Annotated in this window: 7 protein-coding genes; 2 read left to right on the top strand and 5 right to left on the bottom strand. The window is 57.3% G+C overall.

Going from position 1 to position 7,958, the window contains the following annotated elements; all coding sequences use genetic code 11:
• Positions 1-192 precede the first annotated feature (192 nt).
• On the top strand, positions 193-1,677 hold the full coding sequence (locus Y882_RS13050; RefSeq protein WP_052949991.1) for a tetratricopeptide repeat protein: 1,485 nt from the start codon (positions 193-195) through the stop codon (positions 1,675-1,677).
• A 58-nt stretch (positions 1,678-1,735) separates the two neighbouring features.
• Here the strand turns inward: Y882_RS13050 and Y882_RS13045 are convergent, their stop codons facing one another.
• Positions 1,736-2,644 carry a transporter gene (locus Y882_RS13045; protein ID WP_046972370.1) on the bottom strand — a complete coding sequence of 303 codons (909 nt, stop codon included), beginning with the start codon at positions 2,642-2,644 and terminating at the stop codon, positions 1,736-1,738.
• A 1,017-nt stretch (positions 2,645-3,661) separates the two neighbouring features.
• On the opposite strand from Y882_RS13045, the gene Y882_RS13040 reads away from it, so the two are divergent.
• On the top strand, positions 3,662-3,976 hold the full coding sequence (locus Y882_RS13040) for a HigA family addiction module antitoxin (protein ID WP_046972369.1): 315 nt from the start codon (positions 3,662-3,664) through the stop codon (positions 3,974-3,976).
• A gap of 101 nt (positions 3,977-4,077) precedes the next feature.
• On the opposite strand, the gene Y882_RS20085 is transcribed toward Y882_RS13040, so the two are convergent.
• The 4 genes from Y882_RS20085 to Y882_RS20070 all read right to left on the bottom strand — a co-directional run bounded on the left by Y882_RS20085 (position 4,078) and on the right by Y882_RS20070 (position 7,472).
• Positions 4,078-4,350 (bottom strand): hypothetical protein, encoded by a 273-nt coding sequence (locus Y882_RS20085; RefSeq protein ID WP_156171469.1) that lies wholly within the window; start codon positions 4,348-4,350, stop codon positions 4,078-4,080.
• A 1,382-nt stretch (positions 4,351-5,732) separates the two neighbouring features.
• Positions 5,733-6,017: a hypothetical protein gene (locus tag Y882_RS20080; RefSeq protein ID WP_156171467.1), complete on the bottom strand. Its 285-nt coding sequence runs from the start codon at positions 6,015-6,017 to the stop codon at positions 5,733-5,735.
• Between the two features lie 675 nt (positions 6,018-6,692).
• Positions 6,693-6,965: a hypothetical protein gene (locus Y882_RS20075; protein WP_156171465.1), complete on the bottom strand. Its 273-nt coding sequence runs from the start codon at positions 6,963-6,965 to the stop codon at positions 6,693-6,695.
• A gap of 9 nt (positions 6,966-6,974) precedes the next feature.
• Positions 6,975-7,472, bottom strand: coding sequence for a hypothetical protein (locus Y882_RS20070; RefSeq protein WP_156171463.1), 498 nt, complete (start codon positions 7,470-7,472; stop codon positions 6,975-6,977).
• Between the last annotated feature and the right edge of the window lie 486 nt (positions 7,473-7,958).

Genomic DNA, 7,958 nt, shown 5'->3' with positions numbered 1-7,958 from the left:
CTGACGGAGCGGTACATTCCCGCGCCGCGGTCGCGCACAGGGTGCGCTCCTACAAGGGAAGGACTCAGGCTCGTGCCGTAAAGGAGGTTGCGCTCCCGCGCCAACCACGAAATAGGCCATACGCCCGAGTGCAGCACACAGACTCCCGCCCGCCGGTGATGCACAATACCTGCGTACTCCAGGGAGTAGCCCATGTCTCGATGGTTGCGAGCTCTGTATGTGCTTGTCCTGGTCGCCTCGCCAGCGCTGGCGGACGAGGCCCACGATCACGGCGTCCCTGAAAAATTGGGAGACGTATCGTTCCCGATCTCATGCGATCCATCGCAGCAGGCGCCATTCAACCGCGCCATCGCCTTGCTGCATTCGTTCGCCTATGCGCCAGCGGAGCAGGCCTTCCAGGCCATCGCGCAGAAGGACCCGCATTGCGCCATGGCGTATTGGGGGCTGGCGATGGCCCATTTTCATCCGGTGTGGTCGCCACCGTTGCCACCGGAGACCTTTGGGCCGGCGCAGCGGGACATGCGGCGGGCGGTAGAGCTCGGTGCGGCATCCGAACGCGAAACGGCCTTCATCCGCGCCGGCAATGTACTGTTTCAGGCGGCTCCGGGGCTCAAGGCTAACCAGAGGACGGAAGCCTACGAGCTGGCGATGGAGAAAGTGGCCAGCGACCATCCTAGGGATATGGAAGCGCAGGTGTTCTACGCCCTGGCTCTGCTATCCAACGCGTCGCCTGCAGACAAGACCCACGCGAAACAGAAGCGCGCCATCGCGATCCTGGAACCGCTGTTTCGCGCGCATCCCGACCATCCGGGCCTTGCCCACTACATGATCCATGCCTGCGACAGCGAAGAACTGGCAGAGCAAGGCCTGCCGGCCGCCCGCGTGTACGCGAAGATCGCTCCTTCAGCACCCCACGCGCTGCACATGCCTTCGCATATCTTCACCCGCCTTGGCCTATGGGACGATTCGATCCAGTCCAATCTTGCCTCGAAGGAATCCGCACATCGGCATGGCGATACGATGGGCGAGCTTCATGCCATGGACTATCTCGTCTACGCCTATCTTCAGGAAGGAAAAGATGGGGATGCCGCGCGTGTGGTTGAAGAGATGAAGGCACTCCACGTGCAGGGCACGACCGAGTTTGCGACCGCTTATGCGGCCACCATCATGCCCATACGCCTCGCGGTCGAGCGCCATCGCTGGAGTGATGCGGCGCAGGTGGTGCCGATGGCTGGCGCATCACCTTCCATCCTCGCCATTGCAGTCTGGTCCAAGGGCATTGGACTTGCGCGCTCTGGTCGCCAAGCGGACGCCAGTGCAGAAGTCGCGCAACTTCGTCAGATTGAAAAGCAACTGCGTGACGCTGGTGATGACTATTGGGCCACCCAAACGGCCATCCTCACCGACGAGGTTTCCGCGTGGCAGAGCCAGGCCATGGGTCATGCCGAGCAGGCGAGGGCGCTGCTGCAATCCGCCGCCGATCGCGAAGATAGCCTTGAGAAGCGCCCGGTAACGCCTGGCCCGGCGCTTCCCGCACGCGAGCAATTGGGCGAGTTGCTGCTGTTACAAGGGGATGCCGCAGCGGCGCGAGAGGCGTACCGCGCTGCATTGATCCAGGCCCCCGGGCGACGTGGCGCGGTGCTGGGCGAGGCGCGCGCCGAGCAAGCCATGCATTGATCAAGACGTCATAGCGGGACGTGTCTTGGTCATGGCGCGCTCTTTTGCAGCCAATAACTCAATGATCAAACCGGTGATACTGCACAGCCAGGGAAATACCCTTGTAGTCGCCACCCACGCGCGTCACCAGTCCATTGGATACCCCAAGCTTCGCCGACCAGCCACGAGCAAAAGGAACAGACAGCGTCAGGCCGTATCGGGTGTTGGATTGTCGGTTGTCATCGTCGACGCCATTGAGGCTGGTTCGTCCGCCTGTCGCGTAGCCGATGGCGGCGGCAAGCCACATCCCCGGGCCAAAGGTGTAGCCGCCGTTCAACTGGGCGGTCATCAGCGGGTCCTGGCTGCGGGTTTTTCCGCCGTAGTAGTCGTGGTTGGTCGTGAAGATCCATGCGCCGACAGACGCCTCGATGAACCAGTTGCCCCACGGCTGCATCAGTCCGATCTCGGGCTTGAACGACCAGCGGTTGGTGCCGATGTTCACCAGCCTGGATGACGTGTACTGCCCGGAAGGCGCGGACATCGTCAGGCTCACACCGATCGACGTCTCCGGCGTGCGCTTGGCGAATTCCTCGGGGGACATCGCCGGGTTACCCACGAGATTGAACGCAAACCGCAGGCGCACATCGCCCATGCCTTCGCGGTGGATGGCAGTGGGCGCATCGATCACATTGCCACTGAGGTCGCCGCTGACGCCAGGAATGACGACGCCCAGCGAGGCGGTGTGGTCAGCCAATCCGAAAGTGCGCACATAACCGAGTGCGACGGTGTTGATCTGCGCCTGCACGTTGGCGATGGGCAGCGAGGGATCGGTCAGCACGTCGCCTGTGAGGCGGTTGTAAGCCAGGCCCAGGAAGTTCGTGCCGATGGGGGAGGGCGAATAGGTTCGCGGTTCCAGTTCCTGCGCGTGCAGCGTTGCCGCGTGGAGCAGCAGCAGGGCAAGCAACGCCTTCAGGAGAGAGCGAGCCATTCGCGCCGGCATCATCGTGGATGGAAACCGATGCCGGGCGCCGCCAGAGGTGAGGCCATATCTGTTCTCCCCGTCCGATGTGCCACTCATTGAGGTAGCAGTGCGAACCGCACGCGCGCTTCACGACCCAAGCCCAAACCAGCTCCGCCTCTGGCCGGGCGCCTTCGGAACGCCGTGGGACGCAGTATGGCAAGTCTCCAATGCGGCGGCAAAACCGGGGTCGGCATGCACTTTTCCAGGCACTAGCGCCGGCACGATGAAAAACCGGCTCCGACCGCGGTTTTTGCGAGGGAATGGTGCTGACATTCGGCCGGCCTTGCGCCGTCACGCACCGCCTCGCCCAGGTGGACACCCATCTCACCGATCCCTGACAGACGATACCAACCCTGCTTGTTAGGGTCGGTCAGTCACTCGCGCTGTCGTCTTGCAAGGCCTCGCGGGTGAGCATGACCACCAGGTCATGAGGCGCGGGCCGTGAGTGCTAGCAACACGCACGACCCGCTAACCATCACCAACTAGTCGAGAGTTGATCATGGCTATCCGCGATCATACGGTACGCATTCGCTCGTCCGTTCCCCCTGACGACACCCTCACTCCTCCGCCCGGCGACCCGTCATCCACAGCTGTGGCATGGCCCGAAACCCTGCGTCGTGGCACTCGTGGTGACATCGCTCTGGCAGTCCTTGCCCTCACGCGCCTGCGTGTCGACAGCGAGCAATGTCGCCTCGCCCAGGCACGTGGATTCCCCGGCAGGCCGCTGCCATGGCCGCTTCCCGTGGCTGTCACGACCAGCCTGGGCACGGCCATCCACTGCCTCCAGCAGTACGGCCGCCCGCTTGGTGACGAGCCTCGAGTGAACACCACACGCCTCCGATGATCGCGTTTGCAGCGCATCGGCCGGCATGGCGATGCGCCGCACTCGGGCGATCACCGACAAAGCTGCCAAGCATTCACTGACACGGAGCGCTGTAAGCGCCTGAGCCGCTGCGCGGCCGTGTCCGACAGGGAGGAACCACCATGGAACTGATCCAGCTCACCCCGCATTCGGAAGTAGACCCCTCGCAACCCCTGCGAGCCCCCGGCGACATCCTGCTGCACGCCTACCTGATCCCGAACGCCCTCAACCCCGCCCAACTCGCCCGTCGCACCGGCATACCCGCCAACCACGTCAAAGCCTTCATCGCCGACACCCACCCCATCACCCCCAAGATCGCCCTTCGCCTTTCCCTCGCCTTCGACACCACGGCCTTTTACTGGCTGGCGCTTCAGGCGCGGTACGATTTGGAGAGGGCGAAGTCCGTAGTTCGGGCTTATCGTCCGCTCGTTGATTGAGGACAAGTGCACGACAATCGGAGCGGAGTAGTTAAGTCCCGTCGTCATACACGACAAACGGGACGGAGGTAGTTGAGTCCCATCGCCATTTGTCGAATTAACTAAGTCCGTTCCATCTGCTCTGGAGTATTGAGTATTCCTCCATCTTTGAAGAACTCACCCTTTAGCTTCTCCAAAAGCAACTTACATGCTTGACTTTCGCTTTCGCAGTGAATCGAAGCCGTGACCTTTCCTCTGCTGCTATAAGCGAGACTCCACTGACCTTCCGCTTCAAGGATACAGAATCCATCCCACGCGGATAGTTCTCGTATGCCGTAGGCAATGCGTGGAATGTGTAGTTTCTCTAATATGGACATCAGTTCATCAGAATTCATTTCTTATCCTTGATGTACAAGAAAATTGAGATCAGGTCCCATATGTTTTGGCCCTGGGCTCAAAAGGTGAACCTGAGTCCGCCATGCGGCACCCGTTCTTGCGGTCCTTCGTGGTCGCGCGCGTCAACAAATTATGAACCGTCCCTTCAGCAATCTGACAGCATTTTTAACATCACTGCATATCTCTTCATTCTCCTTTTTCGTTGTTGGCTCTCCTGGGATGGGGTGGGCCCAGCAAGTCAAGTCAGAGGCATATACATAGATTTTCCTCATTTCTTTGTCGTATCCAAGAGAGATGTATGCTGAATGGTCGCCATTTATATACTCCAGGTAGTCAGGGTGTTTGATTTGGACAACGACTCCAGAATCGTTTCGTGCGCCGCCTTCATTTATCTTTTGAAAAGGCATCTCTTCGGGCCTCTTGATGGGTGAAAACAGGGAGTCAAAGCGAATGCTGAAAATGGACCGGAGGTCGTTAATTCGGGCTCGTCGGCGCTAGTTTCCGATGACTCGCGCACGTGGCGGACGACCAGATGGTCTCGTGGCGGCGACCTGGCCGAGCGTCTTTTCAACCATGGCCTGAAATCGCTGATCACCCCGTGCACGGCCTTGCTTCAGGTGCAATCGTATGGCCGCAATTTCCTCGTCGCCGATGCCAGCCTGTAGCCAGGAGGGATAACGGGGTCAGGTTCACTTACATCTCTGCCGTTGGTCCGGTAAGTGAACCTGACCCCGTTACTGGCTGCCAGGTAGACGGCACACTACGGGAGGTCGACATCTTCGCGTAGTGTCATGAGGATAGGTCGAATAACTGACGTGTAGTCAACTGGCGTGCGGGCAGTTATCATCAAACTGCAAACGTGAGCTGAGTTCAAATAAATTGTCCAACGGACGTCTTTTTCAGTTGACGATCTGCGCACTACAAACAGATCTCCATTTTCAATAATGACCTCATGGTCGGGATTGAGATATGGGGCATCGGGTAATGGTCTTGTTAAGTCGCGATAGCTCAACGGGCTATGGGGCTTAAGTGACATGATGATTGCACTTTTCGAATTATCAGGGCTCGTCTTATAGAGAGGGCCCTGATGATCATGCATGCCCCATTTCGCAGGAAGCGTTGCAGTACATCGCTTATCTCGAAAATCATCACCGCTATTATTGACCTTCCCCGGTAAATGCGAGCATCCCGCAAATAGGACGCAGCTAGAGATAACTACTATTAATTGGCGAAGTGGAATCATTTGCCAATGCCTCCGCTTGAGTCATGGAGTGACTCAATAACGGGGTCAGGTTCACTTACATCTCTGCCGTTGGTCCGATAAGTGAACCTGACCCCGTTACTGGTTGACCCCGTTACTGGTTTATCGAAACCACGGTTTTCACTTCTTATCTTTCGGCCTATTTGGTGAAATTATCCATATAACAATTGCTAAGCCGAAACCAAATCCCGCCGAAATGAAAAGAGATAGATACAAGTCTTTAGTGAAAAGCGAGAATGCGGCTCCCTTCCAGCCTTGCAATGGCACGCCGGCCAGAAATAAAAGACCAAATGTGGCGAGGCATGTCACAAAAAAAATTGCCGATAATTTGAATCGCCGAAGAAAGCGTGCGATAGGTTGAGCAAATAGCCCGCCTATAATGCCTGATATCAGTCCATCCAACATGTCATTCCCTATTTGCTCGTCTCTTGCTCACTATCTTTGACGGCAGCCTGCGCCGCCTTGCCCGATGTCGTGCTGATTGCAGCCTTATTAGCAAAACGGGGGTCAGAGTGCACTTTCTCCAGAAGAGTCTGCGCTGATCCCTGCTTCGCTTCTTGGTTGCTACCCACGGCGGGTGGTCATAGGCTTTTATTTCTGCTCGGATCAAGGACGAAGACAAGCCAGACTGCCAACGTGGCCACGACACCCACTGCCGTCCCGATGAGGACTCCTGTTGAATTTGTGAGAAGCCATCGGGCTCCCGCCAATGCTTCAATGCGCCCTTTTACAAGGAGCAGATATGCGAAAGCGCCGCCCGAGAACAATAGATAAGATGAAGCGAAGACGACTGGATAGCGAAGGGATGGTCTAAGCTTTCGTGTTAGAGCTGCGATCGCGTTGACGCACAGCGATATGAATTGAGGGTCCAATAGTGTGTGCTCTACCGAAGTTTCGAAAGAGAGTAGGGCCTTACGGAGTTAGCTTGTGCCCCTGGCCTGGTCGAGAGTTATCCTTTGCCGCAGCTTCGACAAGCGGGGCGGGGTAGCCAATAAGCGGTGGTGATCTATGCTGCAACCTTTTTTTTCGCTGTGGCGCCGTTGCCCTGAAGGTAAACTCCGTATCTCGCTTTGTGGCTAGTCATTTTTTTGGTGCGTTGATAAACACTATGAAAGCCACGGCAAGCGCGATCCCAAAGGGGACAAAAATACCAACCGGAGTCAGTACAAATGTCCTTGTGTGCTCAATTGCCCCTCGCCATCCGTTTGACCATAGGTCAATCACGAAGGCAGCGCTGTGGACCATTAGCAACGTAGCTAAAAAGGTCGCCAATAGAGAAAATTTTCGCAAAAATCGAGCAAAAGATTTAGCGAAGATCCCGCCAAACAAACCTGATATGAGTTCATCAAACATTTTTGTTCCTCACTTAATTGCTTTCTTATCTTCTTGCGGTTGGCGTTCCTCAACAGCTGCTTGCGTTGCCTTTCCTGCGAGATTGCCCGCTATTGCTTTATTGGCGCGAATTACCCATCCACCGGGAGTCTGCAGGCTTGGCAGTAGTTTTTTTTCGATGTTCGCCCACTGAAGCATTTGCGTTTGATAGGCACCACCGATGGCTCCAACTGCAGTCGCGCCCCCCAATCCCCAGTACGAGAATCGCTGATCGAAGGCGGTCGCAAAATCCGTGTTTCCTTGCCGAGCTTCAAAATAGGCCCCACTTGCCGCGCCAGCCGTATACGTCAGGCCCGCGGTGGTTGCGCCAGTTGCTGCCCCAGCAACCACTGAATAGCCAGCCGTGGCTGCTCGATACGCCGCTAAAGCATCGACACCCCAAGCACCGATGGCGGGCACAGTGGTCGCTGCACCCGTTGCTGCTAGAGCACCTGCCGCAGGTGCTGCGAAGGGAATGAGCAGGCCCATTTCGACACCGGCACGTGCTTGCGGATCCCAGCCTCCCGCACTTGGTCCGGCGACCGGTACACCGTCAAGAATAACGGGGTCAGGTTCACTTACATCTCTGCCGTTGGTCCGATAAGTGAACCTGACCCCGTTACTGGACCCCGTTACTGGCTGGTCTCGTGGTGGCAAAACATGCCGTCACCGAAGTGACCTTAACGTGGTTTCGACTTGCTCGCGGGATGCGCCCAGCCGGTATTGGGACGCAACCGGCCATCCTGTTGGGCCTTTCTGGAAGTCAAACATGACCCCTTGGTTGCTTGTTGCTCGCATCGTTCCCTCATAGGCACCTTTGTCTGTGTGGAACGACACAGAAACGGACCAAATGTCCTTTGGATGATTGGCAAGGAAAGTATCCGCACCCTTCCACATAGCTACGAATCTCCCGAGTTGATCTTGGTCTCTAATTTCTATTGTGCGACCGATAGGTGAGTCACCGTCAGTAGGACG

This window comes from Dyella japonica DSM 16301 (assembly GCF_001010355.1).
Lineage (GTDB): Bacteria > Pseudomonadota > Gammaproteobacteria > Xanthomonadales > Rhodanobacteraceae > Dyella > Dyella japonica.
This window is presented reverse-complemented; position numbering and strand designations above follow the sequence as displayed.